Origin of the sequence: Sorangium sp. So ce590, from assembly GCF_051521365.1 — a bacterium.
Lineage (GTDB): Bacteria > Myxococcota_A > Polyangia > Polyangiales > Polyangiaceae > Sorangium.
Genome location: NZ_CP150346.1, coordinates 10,889,048 through 10,912,702, shown reverse-complemented (window position 1 = coordinate 10,912,702; position 23,655 = coordinate 10,889,048). Strand labels below are relative to the sequence as shown.

Below are 23,655 nucleotides of genomic sequence, written 5' to 3'. Positions count from 1 at the left end.
CCACACGAATTCGTGATCTGCTGGCGGGGTGTCGTGCAATTTGCGCGTTTTGCCGGCGAAAACGCGGGCGGCGCCCGCCGGCCCGCCCCCCGGGCGCCGGCCTCGGCCGCGCCTTTTCCGCCTCCCCCGCCCCCGAAGCTCGCCCCGAGCCGCGGAATTTCCCTGGCCGACCGGCCGGCGCCGCCGCGGCCGCCCCCTTGCCGACCGCTCTCCCGACCCGTAGGGTGACGGCGCCGTGCCCCTCCTCCAGCTCCGCCGCAGCGCCGGCGCCGCCGCTCGCGACCTCACCGCGTTCCTGCCGACGACCCGCGAGGAGATGCGCGCGCGGGGCTGGGACGCGCTCGACATCCTGCTCGTCAACGGCGACGCCTACGTCGACCACCCCGCGTTCGGCGCGGCGATCATCGGCCGCTTCCTCGAGGGGCGCGGCTTCCGCGTCGGCGTCATCTCCCAGCCCCGCTACCAGGACCCGAGCGACCTGCTGCGGATGGGCGTGCCCCGGCTCATGGTCGGGGTCACCGCCGGCAACCTCGACTCGATGCTGAACAAGCTCACCGCCCAGAAGAAGGTCCGCAGCGAGGACCAGTACTCGCCGGGCGGACAGGTGGGCCTCCGCCCCAACCGGGCCTCGATCGTCTACGCCAACCTCTGCCGCCAGGCGTTCCCCGGCGTCCCCATCGTCCTCGGCGGCATCGAGGCGTCCCTGCGCCGCATCGCCCACTACGACTACTGGTCCGACCAGGTCCGCCGCTCGGTCCTGCTCGACGCCAAGGCCGACCTGCTCATCTTCGGCATGGGCGAGAAGGCCGTCTGGGAAGTCGCCGACCGCCTCCGGCGCGGCGAGCCCGTCCGGTCCATCCGCGACGTCCGGGGCACCGCCTTCCCCATGCGCAAGGGCGAGTGGGAGCCGATCGAGGGCTCACGTTACGTCTCGGACGGAAAAACTGTGCTCCTCCCGAGCTACGAGGAGGTGGCGGCGGACCGGGGCGCGTTCGCCGAGATGTCGCGGGCGTTCCAGTTCGAGACGAACCCCGGCAATGCGCGGCCGCTGCTCCAGGCGCACGGCGCGGAGGCTGTGTACTTCAACCCGCCGGCGTTCCCGCTCGAGACGGGGCAAATGGACGCGCTCTACGACCTGCCGTTCACGCGGGTGCCGCACTGGTCGTACGACGCGCCGATCCCGGCCTACGAGACGGTGAAGCACTCGGTCGTCACGATGCGCGGCTGCTTCGGCGGGTGCACGTTCTGCTCGATCACGGAGCACGAGGGCCGGGTGATCCAGTCGCGCTCGGCGGACAGCATCCTGCGCGAGGTGCGGGCGCTCCGGCGCATGGACGGCTTCCGCGGCGTGCTCAGCGACCTCGGCGGGCCGACCGCGAACATGTACCAGATGCGGTGCAAGGACGAGGCGATCGAGAACGCCTGCCGGCGGCTCTCGTGCGTCTTCCCGGAGGTCTGCGAGAACCTGAACACCGACCACGGCCCGCTGCTCAAGCTGATGAAGGCGGTGCGCGAGGAGGAGGGGATCAAGAAGGTCTTCATCGCCTCCGGCGTGCGCTACGACCTCGCCGAGCGGTCGCCCGAGTTCATCGAGGAGCTCGCCGCGCACCACACGGGCGGCCAGCTCTCGGTCGCCCCGGAGCACAGCAAGAAGGACGTGCTCGACAAGATGAAGAAGCCGGGCATCGAGAGCTACGAGCGCTTCGCCGAGCAGTTCCGGTGCGCGAGCGAGGAGGCCGGGAAGAACCAGTTCCTCGTGCCCTACTTCATCTCGGGGCACCCCGGCTCGACGCTCCGGGACATGGTCGATCTCGCCGTGTACCTGAAGAAGAACGGGATGCGGCCGCGCCAGGTGCAGGACTTCATCCCGACGCCGATGTCGATGGCCGCGTGCATGTACCACACGGGGATCGACCCGCTCACGCGCGAGCCTGTGTACACGGCGAAGGATCTCCGCGAGAAGAAGCTCCAGAAGGCGCTCTTGCTCTACTGGGACGCGGCGCACCACGACGAGGCGCGGGAGGCCTTGATCAAGGCGGGCCGCGGTGATCTCATCGGCACGAAGCCGCACTGCCTCGTGCCGCCGGCGGCCGGCAAGGGCGCGCCGCCGCGCTACCTCGCCAAGGTCCGCGGCGAGCGCCGGGGGAAGCCAGCCGATGCGACACACCGCCGAAATCGATGACGCTCGGGCCTTCGCCGCGAAGCTCGGCGACCGCGGCCTGTTCCCGCACCTCGCGCCGCTCGTCTACGTGAACCACGCGGGGATCTCGCCCCCGTCGCGGCCGGTGCGCCTCGCGATGATCGCGCTGCTCGACGACTACGCCGCGCAGGGGGCGGCCGCGTTCCCGGCGTGGAGCGCGCAGCGGCTCCGCCTGCGGGAGAAGCTCGGCCGGCTCATCGGCGCGGCGGCTGACGACATCGCGCTCGTGCAGAGCACGACGCGCGGGCTCACCGACATCGCCCTGTGCCTGCCGTGGCGGCCGCGCGACCGGGTGATCCTCTTCGAGGGGGAGTTCCCGGCGAACGTGACCCCGTGGCAGCGCGCGGCGGCGCTCTTCGACCTGGAGGTCGTCTTCCTGCCGCTCGGCGGCTTCGCGGACGGCAGCGGCTCGGGCCTCGCCCGGCTCGAGGACGAGCTCCGGCGCGGCGCGCGGCTCGTCGCGGTGAGCGCGGTGCAGTTCCAGACGGGCCTCCGGATGCCGCTCGCGGCGATCGGCGCGCTCTGCCGCGCGCACGGCGCCGAGCTGTGCGTGGACGCCGTGCAGGCGGTCGGCGCGACGCCGGTGGACGTCGAGGCGGCCGGGGTCGACTACCTCGCGTGCGGCGGGCACAAGTGGCTGATGGGGCTGGAGGGCACGGGTTTCCTCTACATCCGCCGCGAGCGTCTGCCGGCGCTCCGGCCGGCGGTGGCGGGCTGGCTGAGCCACGAGGACGGCGTGAGCTTCCTGTTCCAGGGCCCGGGCAAGCTCCGGTACGACCGGCCGATCCGGCAGCGCGCCGACTTCGTGGAGGGGGGCAACCTCAACGCGGCGGGCTACGCCGGGCTCGAGGCGGCGGTGGACCTGATCCTGCAGATCGGGGTCGAGCGGATCCACGAGCACGCGAACCGCTTCCTGGATCCGCTCGAGGAGGCGCTGCGGGAGCGCGGCTGGGAGAGCCTCCGCGCGGCGGATCCGGCCTTGCGAGGGTGCGCGCTCGGGGTGAGGCCGCCGGGCGGCGCCTCGGTGGTGGAGCTCTACCGCGAGATCACCCGCCTCGGGATCGCCTGCGCGATCCCGGACGGCGTGCTGCGCTTCGCGCCGCACTGGCCGAACGCGCTGGACGAGTGGGAGCAGGTGCTGCTGTCGGCGGACGAGGCGCTCGGGCGGATCGCGAAGGGGTGAGCGGCGGGGTCCGCGGTGCGATCACGCCATGCGCTGCCAGCAAGACTCCGTGTTCAGCAGATCCACGGCCCACCTGTAGTGACCATCCTGGCGCAACCCCTCCGCGCCGGAGTACAGGTCACATGACATGAGCGCATAGGCCATCGCGTAACGATAGAGCTTCCCCTCTTCATCCGCGCCGACCTTGCGCAACGCGACAGCGATCAGCTCGTCACGGACCGACGATCTCTCAGGTCCGTACATATCGAAGAGCACGCACGCGAGAGAGACATCATACAAGGGGTCACCGAACATGGTGAAGCTCCCGAAATCGATGACGCCGGCCACCCTCTCGGCGTCGCGCATCAGCACATTTCCCGGGAAGAAGTCCCCGTGCACGACGCACAGCGGGCCATCGTACCTCTGGCCGAGGTAGAGCTCGCGGAGCCGGGCCTGCTTGGCGGAGAGATCGACCACGTCGGCCTCCAGGGAAGCCCGCTGCCGCTCTATCTTGATCTCTGCGAGGCGGTAGACGAACTCATACCAGCCCTGCGCCCGCGCGCTGCTCGCCCCGGACGCGTCGAGCAGGAGGTACTGCGACACGCCGTGAGGTGATTTGAGCTCCGCCAGGGCCGTGACAGCGTCGATGTAGCGCTCTCGCGCCGTGAGCGCGGCTTCGGCATCGAGATCAGGGAGCAGCTCGGAGAGCGGCTCCCCCTCGATCCGGCGCTCGATGACGGCCAGCAGCCCTCGAATGGGCGTGACGTCGTATATCCGCGGAAGCGCGAAGGTCAGCCCTTCACCGCGCAGGGAGTCATAGAACCTCCTCAGCACCTCGATCTTGCCGGCCCGGCCGGGATCCGCATAGAGCTTGAGGACGCGCTCGTCGGTCAAGCCGTAGACCTCTGCCTCGGTCCCGCTCGCCAGCCAGGCGCCCGGGTCCACGCCGAGCTCTCGCAGCGCTGCGGCTCTGGCCTCTGGATCGATCGCCGAAGCGTCCGCGCGGCTCAGCTCCACGAGGGTGCGCTCCCTGCCCCGGCCGAGCGATCGCCCACGAGCACCGCGCTCCGGCGGCGCCTGTTCACCGCCCCCGCTCGTAATCGAGCGCCGCCTTCTCCACGACGTCCCAGTCCCGCGCGGCCCGCTCGGCCTCGGCCACGAGCTCCGCCGTGAAGAGCGTGAGCCCCCAGATGCCGTTGTCCCGCCGCCGGAACGGGTACCGCGTGCCGCGCGCCGTCTCGACCGTGGCCCGCTCGCCCGTCACCTCCACCTTCGCGACGCCGGACAGATCGCGCCGGAGGCGCGCGGCGAAGCCCTGCTTCGCGGCGATGTCGACCCACACGTCCGCCCCGTCCTCGGCCATCGCGTGCGCGCGGTACTGCTCGAGCAGGCGTGTGCGCTCCGGCTCCGGGTAGCTCGCCTCGATCCGCTCGCTCGCCTTCAGCCGGTAGTCCCGGATGGTGTAGGCCGCGTGCTGCGCCCGGTCCTCGAGGTACGAGAAGCACGTGCGCAGATCGTTGGCGCCGAGGCGGTAAGCGATGCGGAGATAGGCGCCCTCGGGCGTCGTGTCCGGCGGAGGCCGGTTCAGCAGGAACGTGAGGAGCGCGAGGGCCACCAGGGCGACGGCGGCGGCGCCCCAGGCGATGGCGCGGCGACGGGTCATGTTCGAGCCTCCATGACGGCGAGGGGCCTGGGCGAGCGCGCCGGCGGCGCCGTCCTGCCCGACACGGCACCTGTGCCCCTGCAGTTCATCCCTCGCCCTGTCGAGCCGCCCGGCGCGCTAGTCGATGTGCCCACCGAACTGCAGGTAGAGCGACGCCATCCTCCCCCGGTCGAAGGCCGGTCCGAGCGGCGCGTCCAGCGCGAGGAGCGCGCCCGCCCGCATGAAGAAGCTCTTCTGGCTGTCATACACGAAATACGGCAGCAGCGAGACCTGCCCCCGGTCATCTGCGACCGAGGACGGGACCCACACGGTCTGGAGCGCCATGCCGCCACCGAAGCCGGCGCGGCTCTGGAACTCCGGCTCGATCTTCGCCTGGAACACCACGTCGAGATCGCCCGAACCGCCGAAGGACCCGCGCTGGCCACCGTCGCCCACCGGGACGAAGAACGTGAGGTCGCCGCCCGCCCTGAGCACGAAGGGGCGCCCGAAGCGGTACTCGATACCGCCGAGCCCGCCGATCGGGAGCGCGTCGGCCGCCCAGAGGTGCAGATCGTAATAGGCCATCGCCCCCGACGCATAGGCCGTGGCCCAGCGCCAGTCGTAGTCGTCGACCACGCCGAGCGGCAGCCCGGCGCGCCCGCCCGCGTACCACGTGAGCTTGCGCTTGCTGTCCGAGTAGTAGAGCGTGAACGTCGGGTTGCCGAGCCCCGCGCGCGACTGGCCGTCGCGCGGATCCTCGAGATCCCCCGGGCCGTTCAGGGAGAGCGCCAGCGGGAACTTGAGGTTGATGAACAGATCGGGCGTCGGCTCGAACTGGATGAAGGGGACGGCGGCGATCGACGCGCCGAGGACGCGGGCGCTCCACAGGTAGAGATCCACGCCCGCGTCCGAGCGGTGCACCACCGGATCCCAGGCGTGCGCCGGCGAGGAGGCGGCGAGGAGCGGAGCAGCGGCGGAGACCGCCAGGGCGAATGCGTGAAGCCATCGGGGCGTGCTCATCTCGAGATCTGCCTACCGAGATCCTGACCGCGACGTCAACCGCGACGTCAACCGCGACGTCAACCGCGCAGCGCCCCCTTCCTGAGAAGCCGGACCGACCCTACGATGCGCCCCATGTCCCGCACGAGACCAGAGGCCCCGCTCCTCGACGCGATCCGGCGCTCGATCCTCGTGTTCGACGGCGCGATGGGCTCGCTGCTCTACGAGCGCGGGGTGTTCGTCACCCAGAACTTCGAGCAGCTCAACGTCGCGCGCCCCGATCTCGTGAAGAAGGTCCACGCCGACTACCTCGCGGCGGGCGCGAACGTCATCGAGACGAACACCTTCGGCGCGAACAGGTTCCGCCTCGAGCGGTACGGGCTCGTCAACGAGGTGCGCAACTTCAACCTCGCGGGCGCGCGCATCGCGCGCGAGATCGCGGGCGGCGACGCCTACGTCGCCGGCTCGATCGGCCCGACCGGGCTCGTGCCCGGCGTGGCCACGCGCGACGACCTCGCCGCCGCGGCCGGCACGTTCGCCGAGCAGGCCGGCGCGCTCGCCGAGGGGGGCGTGGACCTCCTGGTTCTTGAAACATTTCGCCATCTTGACGAGATCAAGCTCGCCATCGAGGCGGCGCGGAGCGCCGCGCCGGGGCTCCCGGTGCTCGCGTCGATGACGTTCGACACGAGCGGCGTCGTGGCCGACGGCAGCGAGCCGGAGCGCGTCGCCCGGACGCTGCGGGACTGGGGCGTCGACCTGCTCGGCGTCAACTGCGGCGACGGCCCGCAGCTGTCGCTCGCCATGGCGGAGCGGATGGCGACCGCGGGGCTCCCGCTCTGCGTGCAGCCGAACGCGGGCTTGCCCCGCACGGTCGACGGCCGCCTGCTCTACATGGCGACGCCCGAGTACTTCGACGTCTTCTCCCGCCGCATGATCCAGGCGGGCGCCGTGATGATCGGCGGCTGCTGCGGCACCACGCCGGAGCACGTCAAGTGGATGGCCAAGTCGGCCCGCATGCTCCGGGGCGGCGCCGTGCCCGAGATCGCCTCGCGCCCGCACGTCACGATGGACGCGCCCACGGGGAGCGAGCCCACGCCGCTCGGCGAGCGGAGCCCCCTCGCGGCGAAGATCGCGGCGGGCAAGTTCGTGGTCTCCGTCGAGGTGAACCCGGCGCCGGGCCTGAGCCCCGAGAGCGCGCTCAGCGCGGCGAAGATGCTCATCGACAGCGGCGTCGACGTCGTGAACGTCGCCGACGGCCCGCGCGCCACCGCGCGGATGACGAACCTCGCCTTCTGCTCGCTCCTTGTGCAGCGCTACGGCATCGAGCCGATCCTGCATGTCTGCGGCCGCGACCGGAACCTCATCGGCCAGATGGCGCACCTGCTCGGCGCCCACGCGATCGGCATCAAGAACCTCGTCATCATCACGGGCGATCCGCCGAAGGTCGGCGACTACCCGGAGGCGACGGCCGTCTACGACCTCGACTCGATCGGGCTGCTCAACATGGCGAGCACGATGAACCGCGGCCTCGACCCGGCTGGCAAGCCGATCCCGGGCGGCAAGACGTCGTTCCTGCTCGCCACGGGGCTCGAGCCCGGCGCCCCGGACCTCGACAAGGAGGTCGCGCGCCTGGAGCGCAAGCGCGCCGCGGGGGCCGACATCATCATGACGCAGCCCATCTTCCACCAGGATCTCCTCGAGAAGGTGCTGCGGCGCATCGAGCACCTGGGGATGCCGGTGCTGGTCGGCGTGCTCCCGCTGGTGAGCTACAAGAACGCCGAGTTCCTCCACAACGAGGTGCCTGGCATGCAGATCCCCGAGGAGATCCGCGAGCGCATGCGCAAGGTGCCAGCCGGACCCGAGGCGCGCAAGGAGGGGGTCAAGATCGCCCGCGAGATGCTCTTCTCGGTGCGCGACCGGGTGCAGGGGGCCTACCTGATGCCGCCGCTCGGCAAGTACGAGCTCGCGCTCGAGGTGCTCGACGGCCTCAAGACGACCTGAACCGCCCGGCCGCCCGCTCCGGCGCATGAGTTCTTCCTTGCAGCGCCGGGCGCCGCGCGGGGAAACTCCGCCGAGATGTCCCTAGAGTACCGGCTTCATTCGCGCTGTGCCTGCGGTTCCGCGCTCTCGTCGTCCGAGTTCGCGCTCGCGTCCCGCCCCTTCGCGCTCGCCGGGACGAGGCGCGTCTACGAGCGCTCGCGCCCGTTCACGATCCGCCACCTCGCCCTCGATCTCGCGCTCGACGTCGCGGAGCGCTCGATCCACGGCACGGCGCGGCTCGATGCGGTCCGCGTCGACCCTGCCGCGCGCGAGATCGCGCTCGACGCCGTCGGCTTCGATCTGGAGGCGGTCGAGATCAGCGCCGGCGCCGGGCGCGCGGCGAAGCCCCGGCGCGGCGCGGGCAAGGCGGCGAGCGGCGCGTTCCACCCGGCCGAGCACACGTACGACGGCGAGACGCTCCGCGTGGCCGTGCCGCTCGACGAGGCCGAGGTGTCGATCCTGGTCCGGTACCGGGCGACGCCGCGGCGGGGGCTCTATTTCCTCGAGCCGGACGAGCACGTCCCCGACCGCCCGCGCCAGGTCTGGACGCAGTGCCAGGACGAGGACGCGCGCCACATCTTCCCCTGCATCGACAAGCCCCATATCAAGCAGACGACCGAGCTCCGCGCGGAGGTGCCGCCGGGCTGGTACTGCCTGTCGAACGGCGAGCTCGAGGGCGACGCGAGGTCGCAGAAGGCGGGCGTCTTCCACTACCGGCTGGACGAGCCCCACCCGAGCTACCTGTTCACGCTGGTCGCCGGCGATTTCGCCCGCATCGACGACGCGGCGCTCGACATCCCGCTCGCGTACTTCGTGCCGAGGGGGCGCGAGGAGGACGGCCGCCGCACGTTCGCGCGCACGCCGGACATGATCCGTCACTTCAGCGAGAAGCTCGGCGTCAAGTATCCGTTCCGTCGCTACGCGCAGGTGGTGGTGAGCGACTTCATCTTCGGCGGGATGGAGAACACGACCGCCACCACGATGTACGAGCACATCCTGCTCGACGAGCGGGCGGCGCTCGACATCTCGTCGGACGACCTCATCGCGCACGAGCTCGCGCACCAGTGGTTCGGCGATCTCGTGACGTGCCGCGACTGGTCGCACGGCTGGCTCAACGAGGGATTCGCCACCTTCATGGAGCACGTCTATCGGGAGCACCACCTCGGCGCCGACGAGTACGATCACAGCGTGAAGGCCGATCTCGACGCGTACCTGGGCGAGGCGCGCGGGCGTTACCGGCGGCCCATCGTCTGCCAGGACTACGAGGCGCCGCTCGACGTCTTCGATCGACACCTCTACGAGAAGGGCGGGCTCGTGCTGCACCTGCTCCGCCGGGAGCTCGGAGACGAGCTCTTCTGGCGCGGGGTGAGCACCTACCTGACGCGCCACGCGCGCGGGGTCGTGGAGACACGGGATCTCGCCCGCGCGTTCGAGGACGTGAGCGGCAAGTCGCTGGAGCGCTTCTTCGAGCAGTGGGTCTTCCGCGCCGGACACCCCGAGCTCGACGTGAAGATCGAGCTCGAGGGCGATCAGTGCACCGTCACCGTGAAGCAGACGCAGGCGGCCGGGCAGCACCCCAGCCGGGAGCACGCGCTCCAGCCGGACGCCTCGACGCCGCCTGTCTTCGCGTTCGACCTGGTGCTCGATTTCGGCTTCGCGGACGGCAAGGGCTCGAGCGTGCGCCGCGAGGTGCGGCGGGTGGACCAGCAGGCGCACACCTTCGTCATCCCGCTCCCGCGGCGTCCTCGCTTCGTCGTGGTGGATCCGGACCTCAGGATCCTGGGGGAGGTCAAGATCGACGCGCCGGCCGATCTGCTGCGGGCGCAGCTCGCCCACGCGCCGACGGCGCGCGGCCGCATGCTCGCCGCGAAGCCGCTCTCGCGGCGCGACGACCCGCCGACGACGCGGGCGCTCGGGCAGTCGCTCTCCGGCGCGAGCGAGTTCTGGGGGGTGCGCGCCGCCGCGGCGAGCGCGCTCGCCGCGCTCCAGTCGAGCGCGGCGTTCGCGCTGCTCGAGGGCAACGCGGGCGTCGAGCACCCGAAGGTGAGGCGGGCGGTCACGAGCGCCCTGGGCAGCTTCAGGTCGTCCAGGGCGGCGGAGCTCCTCGGCCGGCTCGCCCTGCGCGACGCGAGCTACCTGGTCCAGGCCGAGGCGGCGCGGGCGCTCGGGGCGACGCGGCAGAGCGCGGGGTTCGACACGCTGATCGACCTGCTCGACCGTCCCTCCTGGGGCGAGGTCATCCGCTGCGGCGTGATCGACGGGCTGGCGAACCTGCGCGACGAGCGCGCCGTGCCGCACCTGACGGCCCGCACGCGCTACGGCATCCCGACGCGGGGGCGCCGCGCGGCGATCCTGGCGTTGCCGAAGCTCTCGACCGATCGGCGGACGCGCGAGCTCCTCGAGGAGCTGCTCGATCAGCCGGATCCGTACCTCCGGGTCGACGTCGCGCGCGCGCTGGGCGATCTCGCCGACGGCCGGTCGCGCGGCGCGCTCCAGCGGCAGCTCGACCGCGATCTCGACGGCCGGGTGCGGCGGCGGATCCGCGAGGTGCTCCGCGATCTCGGCGGGGCGGGCAAGCGCGAGCTGGACCGGCTGCGGGACGAGCTCGAGGCGCTGCGGCGCGACAACGCGGAGATCCGGGCGCGGCTGGGCAAGCTCGAGGCGACGGGGACCAAGGCCAAGAAGGCGGCCGACGCCAAGTGAGGGCGCCTCTTTGCCGCGCCGCTCTCGTCGGCTAGGGAGGCTCCATGTCGGACGCCTCTCCCGTGAAGCTCGACCGGCGCGGCGCGGTCGCGGTGCTCACCCTCGATCGGGCGGATCGCCGCAACGCGCTCTCCCGCGACGCGCTGCTCGCCTTCGGGCGCCTCGGGCGCGAGCTCGTGGACGATCCGGAGGTGCGGGCGCTCGTGATCACGGGCGCCGGAGACAAGGCGTTCTGCGCCGGCGCCGACCTCAAGGAGCGGCAGGGCATGAGCCCGGACGACGTCCGCCGGCAGGTGGGGCTGTACCGGACGGAGCTCGGGGTGCTCGCGCGGAGCCCGAAGCCCGTGATCGCGGCGATCAACGGGGTCGCGTTCGGCGGGGGGCTGGAGCTCGCGCTGCTCTGCGATCTCCGGGTGGCGGCGCCGCACGTCGAGCTCGCGTTGCCGGAGACGTCGCTCGGCATCATCCCGGGCGCGGGCGGCACGCAGCGGCTGCCGCGGGTCGTCGGCGAGGCGCGGGCGAAGGAGATGATCCTGCTCGGCAGGAAGCTCACCGCGGCCGAGGCGCTCGCCTGGGGGCTCGTGAACCGGGTATCGCCCGAGGGGACGCCGGTGGTCGACGACGCGATCGCGTGGATCGAGCCGATCGCGCGCGGCGCGCCCATCGCGCAGGCGGCGGCGCTCCGGGCGATCGAGGACGGCTACGACGTGCCGCTGGATCTCGGCCTCGAGATCGAGCGGGTGCACTACGACGAGACGCTGCGCAGCGAGGATCGGCTCGAGGCGCTGCGCGCGTTCGCCGAGAAGCGGAAGCCGGTGTACCGGGGGCGGTGACGGCCGCGGGCGGCGGTGACGGCCGCGAGCGGCGGTGACGGCGCGCGCTCCGGGAGCGGCCCCGCGGCGCGCGCTGGCGCGGCGGCGAGGCTCGTGGGACCGCCGTCGTGCTAGCCTTGTCCTCATGGATCCGAAGCCGACCGGTGCCGCGCTCCTGCTCGCCCCGGCCGCCCGGGGCGGCGCGGCGGCCAAGCTCCCGCCTGCGGAGACGCGGCGGGCGCATTTCCCGGCCGTGGATGAGCACCTCGTGGTGCCGGAGGTGACGCGCGACGAGCTGATCCGCGGGCGCAAGGTCGTCGCGGCGCCGGCGCTCGAGCCCCACGCCGAGCAGCAGGTGCGGCTGGATTTCCTGATCGCGCCGCACCTTCGGCCCGGCTACATCGGCGCGGCCGATCTCATCACCCGCGTCGCCGAGGGCTCGGATTTCGCCACCGACCTCTCCATCCGCAGGGCGGGGACCGATCCGGCGACGGGGCGCCGGTACCTGGAAGAGCTCTCGTTCGAGATCGTCAACGAGCAATCGATGCGGGACGTGCGCGAGAAGGCCGAGGATCTCCTCGCCCGGGGCGTGCGCCGCGTCTTCGCCCTCTTCGTCAAGCGCGACGAGGTCGCCGAATGGTCGGCGGCCGAGGGGCGGTTCGTGCCGCTCACGCCTGACGCGACGCTCGAGGATCCGTGCCTGGTCCGTCCGGTCCCCGTCCGCGCATTGCTCGACGGCGCGGCGGCCGAGCGTGAGGTCGTCCGCGCGCTGGAGCGCAAGGGCAACCCCGAGATCGAGGCCATCAAGGCCCGCGAGCGCCAGGCGGCGCTCGACGAGGGGCGGCGCGCAGGGCTCGACGAGGGGCGGCGCGCAGGGCTCGACGAGGGGCGGCGCGCGGGGCTCGACGAGGGCCAGCGTGCCGTGCTGCTGCACCAGCTCCGGACGCGGTTCGGAGACGTGCCCGAGGCGAGGCGGGAGCAGATCCTCGCTGCGTCCGGCGAGCGGCTCGCGGTATGGGCCGAGCGGATCCTCGCCGCCAGGACGCTGGACGAGCTCTTCGAGGGCTGAAGCGCCGCACATCGCGAGGCGCCCGCCTCCAGCCTCCCTCCGCGCACGAAGGCGCCCTCCCCCCGCAGCGCGTCCCCGGCGCCAGCCCCACCTACAGCCCATCCGTCGGCTGGCGGAGCACCTCGACCTTCCCGCCGAGCCGCTTCGACACCCACACCTTGTTGCTCCGGTCGACGATCACCGCCCCGCAGTCCTCGATCGACTCGACGAGCGCGAGCCCCTTCTCGGCCCCCAGGATGAACACCGCGTCGTCGACCGCGTCCGCGGTCAGCGCGTCCTTCGCCCAGATGGTGACGCTCCGGCTCTCGGACGCCGGGAATCCCGTCCGCGGATCGATGATGTGGTGGTAGCGCCGGGCATCCTTGATGAAGCTCCGCTCGTAGTCGCCCGCCGTCGAGAACGCGTGGTCCTCGACCTCGATCATCGCGAAGTAGTCGCTCGCGTCCTTGCCGCGCGGATCCCGGATACCCGCCCGCCATGGTGACCCATCCGGCTTCTTCCCGGCGATGTAGAGGTCCCCGCCTGCCTGGACGAAGAACGACGAGAGCCCCTCCGCCCGCAGCACCCGCGCCGCGGCGTCGACGGCGTAGCCCTTCGCGATCCCCCCGAGGCTCATCCGCATTCCCGGCTTCCCGAGCATCACCGTGCGCTTCGCGCGATCGAGCTTGATCTGCCTGTAATCGATGAGCGCCCGCGCCCGCTCGACATCGTCCCTCCGCGGCACGTTGTCGTCGATGTCCTCATCGAACTTCCAGAGCCCGTGCATCGCCTCGAAGGTGATGTCGAAGACCCCCCCGGAGCGCTCGCTGATCCAGAGGCTCTTCTCGATCACGGCGAGCGACTCCGGGCTCACCTCCACGGCGCCCTCCCCGGCCACCGCGTTGACCCTCGACAGCTCGCTCTCCGGCCGCCAGGTCGTCATGAGCCCCTCGAGCCTGCGGATCTCGGCGATCGCCTTTTCCAGCCTGGCCCTGATCGCTGCCTCGTCCATCGCCGCGCTCGTGTAGGCGGCGAGGAGCAGGCTCGTCCCCATCGCCCTCGCCTCGACCGCGACGCGGGCGGGCTCTGCCTGCGCCGCCGCGCCCCGATCCGGCGCACGCGCCGCGCTCGAGGCCGCCGGCGGAGCCTCCTGACGCGCGCGCGGAGCGTCACACGCGGCGAGCGCGGGCGGCGCGAGCATCGCCGCGAGGCCGAGGAGGAGCGAGGAGCAGCGCAGTCCGACCATTCGAGGATCCTGATTCCGTGAGAACCGCGAGGACGCCCGACCGCGCGGCATCGTCGCGGACGGGCGCCGGCGGCGGAGCTCCTCCGCCGGCGCCACCATGGCCCAGGCGAGGCGCGCGGATCCAGGGTAGTATTGCCCGCCCATGAGCCTCGACCCGAGCCGCATCCCGCGTGACATCGACGACCTCTCCCCGGAGCTCCGCGAGATCGCCGCGCGCATCCACGCGAGCCCCGAGCTCCGGTTCGAGGAGCACAAGGCCGCGGCGTGGCTCGCCGAGGCCGTCGAGAAGAACGGCATCCAGGTCGAGCGCGGGCTCGCCGGCATGCCCACCTCGCTGCGCGCGCGCATCGGGCAGGGCCAGGGCCCCCACCTCGCCATCCTCGCCGAGTACGACGCCCTCCCGGAGATCGGCCACGCCTGCGGGCACAACCTGATCGCCGCGGGGGCGCTCGGCGCCTTCCTCGCGCTGGCCCGGCAGAAGGGCGCCGTGGCCGGCACCATCGATCTGGTCGGGACGCCCGCCGAGGAGGGGGGCGGCGGCAAGATCCGGCTGCTCGAGGCGGGCGCCTTCGAGGGCGTCGACGCCGCGATGATGTTCCACCCGTTCGACCGCGACCTGCTCGCCCATGACACGCTGGCCAGCTCCTGGCTCGAGCTCCAGTTCCACGGCAAGCCGTCGCACGCCGCGCTCGCGCCGTGGGACGGGAACAGCGCGCTCACGGCCTGCCTCGACACCTTCCGGCTGATCGACGGCCAGCGCGTCCACTTCCGCGACGGCGTCCGGGTGCACGGGTTCATCAAGAACGGCGGCCAGGCGGTCAACATCATCCCGGAGGTCGCGGTGGCCGAGTTCTCGGTCCGCGCCCTCGACACCGACGAGCTCGCCCGCGTGCGGGGGATCGTCGAGCGCTGCGCCCGCGGCGCGGCCATGGCGAGCGGCGTGGAGCTCACGCTCGTCGACCAGGGCGGCTACAAGAACATGGTCAACAACCGGAAAATGGCGCGCCGCTTCGGCGAGCACCTGCGCGCCCTCGGCCGCTCGCCGGTCGAGATGGACCCCGCCGTCGGCACCGGCTCGACCGACATGGGCGACGTGTCCCACGCGCTCCCCGCCATTCACCCGTGGATCGCGATCTGCGGCAAGGGAGAGACGACCTGCCACCAGCACGCGTTCGCCGCCAAGGCGGCGAGCGCTTCCGGCCAGGACTCGATGCTGATCGCCGCCAAGGCGATGGCGATGACGTGCGCGGATCTCCTGCTCGATCCCGAGCTGCGGAGGGGCGTGCGCGAGGAGTTCGCGCAGCGGAAGGCCGGCGCGAGCGCGGCCTAGGCCAGGTCAGCCGTCGTCCTGGAGGGGGCTGCCGAGGTCGTCCATCAGCCCGGTCCCCCCCTCGATCGGGATCGCCCGCGCCAGGGCCACCCGCTCCAGCATCACCGACAGCGCGATCCTGTCTCCCACGTCCGGCAGCCAGGTGCGGGACCCGTCCCAGAGATCCAGCCGGATGTTGCTCGCCAGCTTGCCCTCGTTGGCCGCGCCGGCGGCGCGGGCCGTCGATTGCGCGGAGGGCACCGCCATGCGGTCGATCTGCGACCAGGCGAAGCGCCGCACGCGCGGCAGCCCGAACCCGAGCAGCTCACGCAGCTCGATCCCGTCCGGGTGCACGATCACGCCGCGCATCTGCTCGCGCAGCACCATCGCGAGCGCGCTCACGCACAGGATGATGGCGCACACGCTCGATGGGACGAGCCGATGGCGATCCCCCTCGACGACGTACTGGAAGATCCGCGAGCTCGAAGGAGCGTTCTGGCCATAGAAGATCACCGCCGAGGCGGTGAGGGCGAAGCCGAGGTAGAGCAGCGCCGGGATGCGCTCCTTCATCGGCGGCCCGAACGCGATGCGCTTCTCGGGCCTGTACGTCATGTCAAAGCCGGGAGGTCTGGAAGGACGCGCCATAGATTCCTAGTCTACACGGCGCAAGGCCCGGTGCTTGGGTCGCCCCTTGGCCCGCCCACCCCCGGGTCGGACGCCGCGCTCCCAAAAATACACTGTCAGGCGTTCCCGGAAAGCCACGGCCCGGCGCTCCCAGAAACCCGTTGCCGGGAGATGGCTGAACGGACATGAAGGTACGCCCCGAGGGCGCCCCCTCGACCCATCCTGGAGCCTTTCATGCACGATCGCTTCCTGCGCGCCTGCCGGCGTGAGCCGACCGATGTGACGCCCATATGGTTCATGCGCCAGGCCGGCCGGTACATGGCCGAGTACCGCGAGCTCAGGAAGAAATACACGCTCCTCGAGATCTGCAAGACGCCCGAGCTCGCCCTCGAGGTGACCCTCCAGCCGCTGCGGCTCGGGATGGACGCGGCGATCCTCTTCGCCGACATCCTGCTGCCGCTCGAGCCCATGGGCGCCCCCTTCGAGTTCGCGAAGGGCGAGGGGCCGGTCATCCACGAGCCGGTGCGCGACCGGGCCGGCATCGAGCGGCTGCGCGTGTTCGAGCCCGAGGAGGGCCTCGGCTACGTGCTCGACGCCGTGCGCCTCATCCGCAAGGAGCTGGACGGCAAGACGCCGCTCATCGGCTTCGCCGGCGCGCCGTTCACCATGGCGAGCTACCTCGTCGAGGGGGGCAAATCGAGCGATTACCGGCTCACGAAGCAGCTGATGTGGAGCGATCCCGAGGCGTGGTCGGCGCTCATGGGCAAGATCTCCGAGGTCGTCCGCCGCCTGCTGCGCGCCCAGGTCGCCGCCGGCGCGCAGGCCGTGCAGCTGTTCGACTCGTGGGTCGGCTCGCTCTCGATCGACGACTACCGCGAGCACGTGCAGCCGCACGTGCGGTACATCCTCCGCGATCTCGAGGCGACCGGGGTCCCGGTCATCCACTTCGGCACGAACACCGGGGCGCTCCTCGAGGCGCAGCGCGACGCCGGCGGCACGGTGATCGGCGTCGACTGGCGCACGCCGCTCGACAAGGCGTGGCAGCGCATCGGCCACGACCGCGCCGTGCAGGGCAACCTCGATCCGCTGCTGCTCTGCGCGCCGCGCGCCGTCGCCGAGCGCCGCGCGCGGGCGGTGCTCGCCGAGGCCGGCGGGCGCGCGGGGCACATCTTCAACCTCGGCCACGGCATCATCCCGGAGACGCCGGTCGACACCGTGAAGGCGGTCATCGATCTCGTCCACTCCATCCCGCGCGCGTCGCTGCAGGGCGAGCCCGATCGTTGACGCTGCGCCTCACCCCTCCCGGGGTGATATGGTCTCGCTTCGAGCATGTGCGAGCTCCTCGGGATGGAGTGCAACGTCCCCACCGACATCGTCTTTTCGTTCAACGGCCTCCGGCACCGGGGCGGCCGCACCGGGCCCCACGCCGACGGGTGGGGCCTCGCGTTCTTCGAGGGGCGCGCGGCGCGCGTCTTCCTCGACCCGAGCGCCGCCTGCGACAGCCCGCTGGCGCGGTTCCTCGGCGAGACCCCGATCAAGACGCTGCTCGCGATCGGCCACATCCGGCGCCGCACCCGCGGCGACGTCCTGCTCGCCAACACGCACCCGTTCGTGCGGGAGCTCTGGGGACGCCACTGGGTCTTCGCGCACAACGGCACGCTGCGCCGCGTCCGGCGCCGCGCGCTGGGCCGCTTCAACCCCATCGGCACGACCGACAGCGAGCACGCGTTCTGTTACCTGCTGGAGGGGCTCCGCAGCGCGTTCCCCGGCTACCCGCGCCGGACCAGCGAGCTCTGGGAGGCGATCGCGACGCTGGGCGGCGAGCTCGGCCGAGACGGCACGTTCAACTTCCTGCTCGGCGACGGGCGCCACCTCTTCGCCCGCTGCGCGACCCGGCTCTGCTACGTCGTCCGCAAAGCCCCGTTCGGCATCGCGACGCTCGTGGACGACGACATCCGCGTCGACTTCTCCGCGGTCACGACCCCGAAGGATCGCGTCGCCGTGGTCGCGACGACGCCGCTGACGGCCAACGAAGCCTGGACCCAGGGGCGACCGGGCGAGCTCTGGGTATTCGATGGCGGCGAGCTGCGCGCGACGCTCCCGTCGCCCTCGTGACCGACGCCGCCCGGGCTCTCGCGCCGGCACCCGCCCGGCAGGGCTCGCTTCGTCAATACTCTGCTTGCTGCCGAGGTCGGTTTCTCGACGCCTTCTCCGGCTGGGCCCGTTGATGCCTTTCGAGGCAAACCGTTCCAGCAGCGACGGAGCATGATCGCTAGCCGAGGAACGAGCTGTTCCGGGAATCATCCCAGGAAGGAACACGCGGCCGCGCCGGGGGTGGAGATGGCCACGGGCAGCCTGAAATGAAAAACGTCGCGACGGACCTGGGGGGGGAAGGTCTCCGCCGCGACGCAGGTCTATCCTACGCACCCCGTATGCCAAGTCAACCAACCGGCACGGCTCGCAAAGAGGCCCGCGCGCAGCGCGGTCGCGGCGTGCGCAGCGCTCAGTTCAGCGTTGTGATGCGCCCTGGTTTTGAGGCAGAACTCACAGAGCCTCATCCCCGCACGCGGGCATGCCAGCCGAACAGACACATCGTGCTCCAGCGAACCATTCTCTCCCTTGCCGGCTCAACGGCTCGCCGGATGGGTGGCGGCGCGCCCGGGAAACGCATAGAGAGAGCCGCATCGACGGCAGCGCGGGCTGCACGAGAGACAGGGGCGGCGCCTCCACTGCGATACAAGCGCACAACGCCCCACAAGGCGCGTCAGCGAGCACAGGCGATGCAGTGCAGAGCAAGCGGCGGCGAGGGGTGGACGGCGTGCGGGGAACAAGCCGAGAGCGTGGAAGGGTACGACGGAGCGCAGAGGGCGACGTGCGCCGTTGTCGGGTCGGGAAGGCGGAGGAAGCATCGAAGACGGCTCCGCCTGGATGGCCGTCTTGACGGGAGTCGGGGCATGTCAGTACGCTTTGACGTTGGGCGAGCTAGGGCATATCGAGCCGTCGGGTCGCGACTGCAGAGCCGCGCCCCGGTAGGTTCCGTCTCGGGAAGAGCTCGAACGATGTCGAGGCTAGGTCGCACGACGGGTTGGGCTGAGCGCGCGTGAGTGACTTCGACGAAAAGACTCGTGTAACGCAGGTGGTCCAGCCCCCACCGGGCGGCGGCAGCAAGAACACGACCGACTGCCTGGTCGTGATCTACACGAAGGAGCCCACGCTGCTCGGCAAGCGGTTCGTGCTGGAGAACAACCCGACGCGGGTCGGCCGGGGGGCGGACAACCACATCGTGCTCGACGGCGACTCCGTCTCACGGCGGCACGCCCATTTCGAGCAGCGGCCGAGCGCCTGGATGGTCGTCGACGACGGGAGCACCAACGGGACGTACTGCAACGATGAGCAGATCTCCCGCGAGGTGGTGCTGAAGAACGGAGACAGGGTGAAGATCGGCCCCACGATCTTCAAATTCCTGTCCGGCGCCGACGTGGAGGCGCAATACCACGAAGAGATCTACCGGATGACCATCATCGATGGTCTCACGCAGATCCACAACAAGCGCTACCTCTACGAGGCGCTCGAGCGCGAGATCATCCGCGGCCGCCGGCACGAGCGGGACCTCGCGATCCTCCTGTTCGACATCGACCACTTCAAGCGCATCAACGATGTCCACGGCCACCTGGCCGGCGATTTCGTGTTGAAGGAGGTCGCGCGCATCGTGCAGAGCCGCATCCGCCGCGATGAGGTCTTTGCGCGGTACGGCGGCGAGGAGTTCGCCATCATCCTGCCCGAGACGTCCATCGAGGGCGCCGCGGCGCTCGGCGAGACGCTGCGACAGAAGGTCGCGGAGCACCTCTTCGTCTTCCAGGCCGACAGCATCCGCGTGACGATCAGCGTCGGTGTGGCGCTGCTGCAGGAGGGCGATCGCACCGCGAACGACCTCATCAAGCGCGCCGACGAGCGGCTCTACCACGCGAAGAACAGCGGGAGAAACCGGGTTTGCGCCTGAGCTCCGGGCCGCGGGCGCGCTAGATCCCGGCGGAGGAACGACGATGCCGAACAGCGAGCTGCCGCTGCCGGCGGCGCCGGGCGCGGAGGGCGGCGCCGCGCTGCCCGAGATCCTGGTGCCGCCGCCTGGTCCCCGATCGCGGAGCGCCCTCGAGCGGCTCGAGCGCGTCGAGTGCCCCGCGTTCGGCCGGCGCCGCGAGACGCGGGCGCAGAAGAGCGGCGCCGATATGCTGACGATCGTGCTGTCGCACGGGCACGGCGCGAACGTGTGCGACGTCGACGGCAACCGCTACGTCGACCTGTGCGCGGGCTTCGGCGCGCTGCTGCTCGGCCACGCGGCGGCGCCCGTGCGGCGCGCGGCGGAGGAGCAGCTGTCGCGGCTGACGCTCGCCCTCGGCGACGTGTACTCGGCCGACGTGAAGATCACCCTGCTGGAGCGCCTCGCGGCGCTGCACCCCGGGCCCGCGCCCATGGCGCTGCTCGGCCAGAGCGGCAGCGACGCGATCACCGCGGCCATCAAGACGGCGGCGCTCGCGACCGGGCGGCCGGGGCTCGTCGCCTTCGAGGGCGCGTACCACGGCCTCGGGTACGCGCCGCTCGCGGCGTGCGGGCTGCGCGAGAGCTACCGCGCCCCCTTCGCGGAGCAGCTCAACCAGCGCGTGACGTTCGCGCCGTACCCGCGCGACGAGGCGGGGGCCGCGCGCTCGCTCGACGCCGTCGAGGCGGCGCTGCGCGGCGGCGAGGTCGGCGCGATCCTCCTCGAGCCGATCCTCGGGCGGGGCGGCTGCGTCGTTCCGCCCGACGCGTTCCTGAGCGCGCTCTGCGACGCGGCGCACCGGCACGGGGCGCTCGTGATCGCGGACGAGATCTGGACCGGCCTCGGTCGGTCGGGGGCGATGACGCGCACGGGAGCGCTCGGGGCGCCGGTGGACATCCTCTGCTTCGGCAAGGGGCTCGGCGGCGGGCTCCCCATCTCCGCGTGCGTCGCGCCCGAGCCGATCATGCGCGCGTGGGCGCGCGAGGGAGAGGTGGTCCACACCTCGACGCACTCCGGATCGCCCCTCGCCTCGAGCGCCGCGCTCGCGACGCTCGACGCCCTGGGCGCAGGCCAGCTGGCGGCGCGCTCGCGCGACGTGGGCGCGCGTTTCCAGGAGATGCTCCGGGAGGCGCTCCGGCGCGGCGCGGGCGTCGTCGACGTGCGAGGCGCCGGGCTCATGGTCGGCGTGGAGCTGGAGAGCGCCGAGCTCGGGCTGCGGGCCATGCGCGGGATGCTGGCCGAGGGCTACCTGGTCCTCACGGGCGGGGTGCGCGGCGAGACGCTGACGCTGACGCCGGCGCTCACCATCCCCGAGGCGCTGCTGTCGGCCGCGGCCGGCGCGCTGGCGCGCGTGCTCTCGACCTAGACGCGGCCGGCGCGTGCTATCCCGGTCCCGTGGGACCGATCGATCAGAGCGAGGCGCTGCACCGCCGCGCGCGGGCGTTCATCGAGGCGTCGCTCCTCCGCGACAGGGCGGGCTCGCCCGGCGCCGGCCGGGCGGCGGCGGCCTCTCCTCGGCAGGGCGAGCGCGGGGCGGACGCCGCGCTCCCGGAGACGTTCGATGCGCTCGCGGTCGCCCTCGCCCGGCACCAGGCCGCGCATTGCGCGCCGGTCGCCCGCCTCTTCAAGGCGCGCGGCGCGGACGTCGACGCGATGGAGCGCGCGGCGCAGATCCCCGCGGTGCCGTGCGACGTCTTCCGGTTCGCGCGCGTCGCGGCCCACCCAGCCGGGGCGGACGAGCGCGTCTTCCGCACGAGCGGGACCTCCCTCGGCGCGGCGTCCCGCGGCGAGCACCCGTTCCGCACCACGGCGACGTACGAGCTCGCCGCGGTCGCCTGGGGGGAGCGCCTCCTGTGGCCCGACGGCGCGCGGCTCCGGGCGCTCGTCCTCGCGCCGCCGCTCGACGAGGTCCCGGACTCGTCGCTCGGGTTCATGATCGATCGCTTCGCCGCGCGCCTCGCGGGGCCGGCGAGCTGGCACGTGCGCGACGGCGAGCTCGACGCCGCGGGGTTCGCCCGCGCGTGCGGCGAGGCGCGCGCCTCGGGCGAGCCGGCGATCGTGCTCGGCACATCGTTCGCGTTCGTCCACTTGCTCGAGGCGCAGCTGCCCGAGGGCGCGACGCTGCTGCCCGAAGGGAGCCGCGTCATGCAGACCGGCGGCTACAAGGGCCGCTCGCGCGAGGTGCCCGCGGAGGAGCTGCGGGCGTCGATCGCGCGGTCGCTCGGGGTGCCCCTCTCGCACGTCGTGGGCGAGTACGGCATGACGGAGCTCTCCAGCCAGCTCTACGAGGGCACCCTCGCGGCGGCGCTCGCCGGCAGACAGGGCCCCGCGCCGGGGCTCTACCTCGCGCCGCCCTGGACGCGGGTCACCGCGGTCGACCCGGGGACGCTCGCGCCGCTCCCCGCGGGCGAGATCGGGCTCGCGCGGATCGTCGATCTCGCGAACGTCGACTCGGCCGTCGCCCTCCAGACCGCCGATCGCGTGCGCGTCACCGACGAGGGCGTCGAGCTCCTGGGCCGCGCGTCCGGGGCGCCGCCGCGCGGCTGCTCGATCGCGATCGACCAGATGCTCGGCGGCGACCCGTGATGGACGAGGGCGCGGCGCGGCGCCGCCGGGTCGAGCGCGTGATCGCCGCGGCGGCGAGGATCGCGGACGCGCGCGATCCGCTGGGCGAGGAGGCGCGCCGGCGGCTGCCTTCCACGAGCGGCCTCTCCCCCGAGGGCGTGGAGCTCGCGCTCGGCCGCCACCTCGAGGTCGCGCCGAGCCGCGGCGAGCTCGACGCGCTCGTGGCGACCTCGGGGCGCGCGCGCCGCTGCCACGTGGTCCTCGCCGCCAACGTCTGCACGGCGCCGCTGCGGGCCATCGCCGTCGCGGCGGCGACGGCGCCGGAGGTCTTCGTGCGCCCGTCTCGCCGCGATCCCGTCGTCGCGGAGCTCCTCGTGCGCGCGCTGCAGGCCGACGAGGGCTTCGGCCGCGAAGGCGGCGCCATCGCGCTTGTCGCGGACGTCGCGCTCGGGGACGCCGGAGCGCAGGCGGCCGGCGAGGGCGCGCCCGGCGATGCGCCGCGCGCCGAGCTGCACATCTACGGCTCGGACCGGACCGTGGCGACGCTGCGGGTCCAGGCCGGCCGCGGCGCGCTCGTGCGCGGGCACGGCGCCGGCCTCGGGCTCGCCGTGGTCGGCCCCGACGCGCGCCTCGACGAGGCGGCGCGGGACATCGCCGACGACGTCGTGCCGTTCGATCAGCGCGGCTGCCTGTCGCCGCGCTTCGCGCTGGTGGAGGGCCCGGCCGAGCGCGCGGAGGCGCTCGCGCGCGCCCTGCACGCGGCGCTCGCAGCGGCAGGCGCGCGCGTCCCGCGCGGGCCGCTCGACGGCGCCGCGCGCGCCGAGGTGGCCATGTACCGGGCGACCCTCGAGGCTGTCGGCTCGTTCTGGGAGGGCGAAGGGCACGGGGTCGGCGTGGATCTGGCGCCGCGGTCGCTGCTGCTGCCGCCCGCGGCGCGCGTCGTCCACGTCGCGGCGAGCAGCGCCGAGGCGGCTCCGGCGCTGCTCGCGCCGATCCGCGGCGCGATCACCGCGATCGGCGCGGGCGGCGGCGGGCAGCTCGCGCGCGCCGCGTCCGCCGCGGCGCCGCGCGCGCGGGTCTCGGCGCTGGGGTGGATGCAGCGCCCGCCCCTGGACGGCCCGGTCGATCTGCGGACGCTCTGACGTCCGGTGACCTGCCGCCGGCCGCGCCGAGGCGGGCGGGCGGCACGTTGAAAGCGCGCCCGTCGTGCCGCCGAAGCCGCCTGGACCGCCGCGCGACCCGGGCGCTGGTGCGTGCGAGGTGCGCTCG

General features: G+C 72.6%; 18 protein-coding genes. 13 read left to right on the top strand and 5 right to left on the bottom strand.

Annotated features, from left to right (window positions below; translation table 11 throughout):
• Window positions 1–235: 235 nt before the first annotated feature.
• Complete coding sequence (locus WMF28_RS41435; RefSeq protein ID WP_437599256.1) at window positions 236–2,182, top strand: YgiQ family radical SAM protein; 1,947 nt, start codon at window positions 236–238, stop codon at window positions 2,180–2,182.
• The gene (locus WMF28_RS41430) at window positions 2,157–3,383 is read left to right on the top strand and encodes an aminotransferase class V-fold PLP-dependent enzyme (protein WP_437599255.1); all 1,227 of its coding nucleotides are present in this window, start codon (window positions 2,157–2,159) and stop codon (window positions 3,381–3,383) included. Before WMF28_RS41435 ends, WMF28_RS41430 begins: the two co-directional genes overlap by 26 nt.
• 21 nt (window positions 3,384–3,404) lie before the next feature.
• Here WMF28_RS41430 and WMF28_RS41425 read toward each other — a convergent pair whose 3' ends face one another.
• The 3 genes from WMF28_RS41425 to WMF28_RS41415 all read right to left on the bottom strand — a co-directional run bounded on the left by WMF28_RS41425 (window position 3,405) and on the right by WMF28_RS41415 (window position 6,024).
• Window positions 3,405–4,379, bottom strand: a complete 975-nt coding sequence (locus WMF28_RS41425; RefSeq protein ID WP_437599254.1) for a phosphotransferase family protein — start codon at window positions 4,377–4,379, stop codon at window positions 3,405–3,407.
• Window positions 4,380–4,443: 64 nt separating this feature from the next.
• The gene (locus WMF28_RS41420) at window positions 4,444–5,025 is read right to left on the bottom strand and encodes a hypothetical protein (RefSeq protein ID WP_437599253.1); all 582 of its coding nucleotides are present in this window, start codon (window positions 5,023–5,025) and stop codon (window positions 4,444–4,446) included.
• A 117-nt stretch (window positions 5,026–5,142) separates the two neighbouring features.
• Complete coding sequence (locus tag WMF28_RS41415) at window positions 5,143–6,024, bottom strand: hypothetical protein (RefSeq protein ID WP_437599252.1); 882 nt, start codon at window positions 6,022–6,024, stop codon at window positions 5,143–5,145.
• Window positions 6,025–6,138: 114 nt separating this feature from the next.
• Between WMF28_RS41415 and WMF28_RS41410 the strand changes: the two genes are divergently transcribed.
• The 4 genes from WMF28_RS41410 (at window position 6,139) to WMF28_RS41395 (ending at window position 12,627) form a co-directional block, all read left to right on the top strand.
• On the top strand, window positions 6,139–8,004 hold the full coding sequence (locus WMF28_RS41410) for a bifunctional homocysteine S-methyltransferase/methylenetetrahydrofolate reductase (protein WP_437599251.1): 1,866 nt from the start codon (window positions 6,139–6,141) through the stop codon (window positions 8,002–8,004).
• 75 nt (window positions 8,005–8,079) lie between these two features.
• On the top strand, window positions 8,080–10,746 hold the full coding sequence (locus tag WMF28_RS41405; RefSeq protein WP_437599250.1) for a M1 family aminopeptidase: 2,667 nt from the start codon (window positions 8,080–8,082) through the stop codon (window positions 10,744–10,746).
• Window positions 10,747–10,790: 44 nt separating this feature from the next.
• Window positions 10,791–11,579, top strand: coding sequence for an enoyl-CoA hydratase-related protein (locus WMF28_RS41400; protein WP_437483545.1), 789 nt, complete (start codon window positions 10,791–10,793; stop codon window positions 11,577–11,579).
• Window positions 11,580–11,703: 124 nt separating this feature from the next.
• A complete protein-coding gene (locus tag WMF28_RS41395) occupies window positions 11,704–12,627 on the top strand; it encodes a hypothetical protein (protein ID WP_437599249.1) in 924 nt (307 codons plus the stop codon).
• A 91-nt stretch (window positions 12,628–12,718) separates the two neighbouring features.
• On the opposite strand, the gene WMF28_RS41390 is transcribed toward WMF28_RS41395, so the two are convergent.
• Window positions 12,719–13,852, bottom strand: coding sequence for an FAD:protein FMN transferase (locus WMF28_RS41390; RefSeq protein ID WP_437599248.1), 1,134 nt, complete (start codon window positions 13,850–13,852; stop codon window positions 12,719–12,721).
• Between the two features lie 142 nt (window positions 13,853–13,994).
• Between WMF28_RS41390 and WMF28_RS41385 the strand changes: the two genes are divergently transcribed.
• Complete coding sequence (locus WMF28_RS41385; RefSeq protein ID WP_437599247.1) at window positions 13,995–15,182, top strand: amidohydrolase; 1,188 nt, start codon at window positions 13,995–13,997, stop codon at window positions 15,180–15,182.
• A 6-nt stretch (window positions 15,183–15,188) separates the two neighbouring features.
• Here the strand turns inward: WMF28_RS41385 and WMF28_RS41380 are convergent, their stop codons facing one another.
• A complete protein-coding gene (locus tag WMF28_RS41380) occupies window positions 15,189–15,773 on the bottom strand; it encodes a hypothetical protein (RefSeq protein ID WP_437599246.1) in 585 nt (194 codons plus the stop codon).
• A 246-nt stretch (window positions 15,774–16,019) separates the two neighbouring features.
• Here WMF28_RS41380 and hemE point away from each other — a divergent pair, with 246 nt between their 5' ends.
• The 6 genes from hemE to WMF28_RS41350 all read left to right on the top strand — a co-directional run bounded on the left by hemE (window position 16,020) and on the right by WMF28_RS41350 (window position 23,528).
• Window positions 16,020–17,069 (top strand): uroporphyrinogen decarboxylase, encoded by a 1,050-nt coding sequence (hemE, locus tag WMF28_RS41375; RefSeq protein ID WP_437599245.1) that lies wholly within the window; start codon window positions 16,020–16,022, stop codon window positions 17,067–17,069.
• A gap of 45 nt (window positions 17,070–17,114) precedes the next feature.
• Window positions 17,115–17,900: a class II glutamine amidotransferase gene (locus WMF28_RS41370; protein WP_437599244.1), complete on the top strand. Its 786-nt coding sequence runs from the start codon at window positions 17,115–17,117 to the stop codon at window positions 17,898–17,900.
• 985 nt (window positions 17,901–18,885) lie between these two features.
• Window positions 18,886–19,785 (top strand): GGDEF domain-containing protein, encoded by a 900-nt coding sequence (locus tag WMF28_RS41365; protein WP_012241235.1) that lies wholly within the window; start codon window positions 18,886–18,888, stop codon window positions 19,783–19,785.
• Between the two features lie 43 nt (window positions 19,786–19,828).
• Window positions 19,829–21,187, top strand: coding sequence for an aspartate aminotransferase family protein (locus WMF28_RS41360; RefSeq protein WP_437599243.1), 1,359 nt, complete (start codon window positions 19,829–19,831; stop codon window positions 21,185–21,187).
• Window positions 21,188–21,216: 29 nt separating this feature from the next.
• Window positions 21,217–22,407 (top strand): acyl-protein synthetase, encoded by a 1,191-nt coding sequence (locus WMF28_RS41355; protein WP_437599242.1) that lies wholly within the window; start codon window positions 21,217–21,219, stop codon window positions 22,405–22,407.
• Window positions 22,407–23,528, top strand: coding sequence for an acyl-CoA reductase (locus WMF28_RS41350; protein WP_437604367.1), 1,122 nt, complete (start codon window positions 22,407–22,409; stop codon window positions 23,526–23,528). Before WMF28_RS41355 ends, WMF28_RS41350 begins: the two co-directional genes overlap by 1 nt.
• Window positions 23,529–23,655 lie beyond the last annotated feature (127 nt).

Bases quoted from the DNA above. Each gene is read 5' to 3' on its own strand.
- WMF28_RS41430 (WP_437599255.1), top strand. From the start codon at position 2,157: ATGCGACACACCGCCGAAATCGATGACGCTCGGGCCTTCGCCGCGAAG.
- WMF28_RS41420 (WP_437599253.1), bottom strand. From the start codon at position 5,025: ATGACCCGTCGCCGCGCCATCGCCTGGGGCGCCGCCGCCGTCGCCCTG.
- WMF28_RS41415 (WP_437599252.1), bottom strand. From the start codon at position 6,024: ATGAGCACGCCCCGATGGCTTCACGCATTCGCCCTGGCGGTCTCCGCC.
- WMF28_RS41410 (WP_437599251.1), top strand. From the start codon at position 6,139: ATGTCCCGCACGAGACCAGAGGCCCCGCTCCTCGACGCGATCCGGCGC.
- WMF28_RS41405 (WP_437599250.1), top strand. From the start codon at position 8,080: ATGTCCCTAGAGTACCGGCTTCATTCGCGCTGTGCCTGCGGTTCCGCG.
- WMF28_RS41400 (WP_437483545.1), top strand. From the start codon at position 10,791: ATGTCGGACGCCTCTCCCGTGAAGCTCGACCGGCGCGGCGCGGTCGCG.
- WMF28_RS41395 (WP_437599249.1), top strand. From the start codon at position 11,704: ATGGATCCGAAGCCGACCGGTGCCGCGCTCCTGCTCGCCCCGGCCGCC.
- WMF28_RS41390 (WP_437599248.1), bottom strand. From the start codon at position 13,852: ATGGTCGGACTGCGCTGCTCCTCGCTCCTCCTCGGCCTCGCGGCGATG.
- WMF28_RS41385 (WP_437599247.1), top strand. From the start codon at position 13,995: ATGAGCCTCGACCCGAGCCGCATCCCGCGTGACATCGACGACCTCTCC.
- WMF28_RS41380 (WP_437599246.1), bottom strand. From the start codon at position 15,773: ATGACGTACAGGCCCGAGAAGCGCATCGCGTTCGGGCCGCCGATGAAG.
- hemE (WP_437599245.1), top strand. From the start codon at position 16,020: ATGCACGATCGCTTCCTGCGCGCCTGCCGGCGTGAGCCGACCGATGTG.
- WMF28_RS41370 (WP_437599244.1), top strand. From the start codon at position 17,115: ATGTGCGAGCTCCTCGGGATGGAGTGCAACGTCCCCACCGACATCGTC.
- WMF28_RS41360 (WP_437599243.1), top strand. From the start codon at position 19,829: ATGCCGAACAGCGAGCTGCCGCTGCCGGCGGCGCCGGGCGCGGAGGGC.
- WMF28_RS41350 (WP_437604367.1), top strand. From the start codon at position 22,407: ATGGACGAGGGCGCGGCGCGGCGCCGCCGGGTCGAGCGCGTGATCGCC.